Below are 1,024 nucleotides of genomic sequence, written 5' to 3'. Positions count from 1 at the left end.
GTTTTAATGAGATCTATCCACATGCTGACCGTAACACACGTAAAAAGGCTGTAGATAATTTCGTAAATTCAGATAGTAAAAAAATTAGTTGGAGCTATAATGTTAAGCAAGAACTGGTAAAAGGAAAAGTTTTTGAACTTGAAGATACGTGCCTTACACAAAGTCTGTATCGTCCTTTTACACAACAGTGGCTCTATTATAATCGTACTTTCAATGAGAGAGTTTTTCAAATGCCGCGTATATTTCCGATGGGAAAAGCGGTTGAAAATAAAGTAATTCAAATTACAGGCGTAGGAGCAAGGTGTGGTTTTTCTGTTCTTATGTCTGAAGATTTGCCTAATCTAGATGCAATAGAAAAAGGTCAATGCTTTCCAAGATATTTTTACGAAGAGACTACAGTTTCAAAGAATAAAAACAAAAAACAATCCCATTTATTTACAGACTTTACAGAAGACAGCACAATAGCTGGTTTACAACGCCGTGATGCCATTACGGATGAAGGATTAGCGTATTTTAAAATGGCTTATCCTAATGAAACTATCACTAAAGATGATCTATTCTATTATGTTTACGGTTTGCTTCATTCAGAAGATTATCGCTCTCGTTATGCTGATAATTTATGCAAAGAATTGCCTCGTATCCCTTGCGTAAAGACAGTTGATGACTTTTGGAAGTTTGTAACAGCAGGGCGTGAACTGGGTCATTTGCACGTGAATTATGAAACTGTAAAACCTTGTCCAGTAACCTTTAAAAAAGGTAATCCAAAAGTTACAGAGATCTCTAATCCAGAAAAGTTTTATTATGTAACTGAAATGCAATTTGCAAAAGCAGGTAAAGAGAAAGATAAATCAACTGTTATTTATAACAGCAATATCACAATAACAGATATCCCTAAGGAAGCTTATAAGTATATCGTCAATGGCAAGCCTGCTCTTGAATGGGTTATGGGGCGTCAATGTGTAAAGACTGATAAAAAGAGTGGTATTGTCAATGATGCCAATCGCTATGCTGTTGAAACCGTTGG

General features: G+C 35.4%; 1 protein-coding gene. It reads left to right on the top strand.

The features are described from left to right. Positions 1 to 1,024 (top strand): type ISP restriction/modification enzyme (locus GGR08_RS08020; protein ID WP_343050856.1); only part of this gene is annotated, 1,024 nt, incomplete at both ends.

Origin of the sequence: Bartonella fuyuanensis (assembly GCF_014197255.1) — a bacterium.
Lineage (GTDB): Bacteria > Pseudomonadota > Alphaproteobacteria > Rhizobiales > Rhizobiaceae > Bartonella > Bartonella fuyuanensis.
This window is presented reverse-complemented; position numbering and strand designations above follow the sequence as displayed.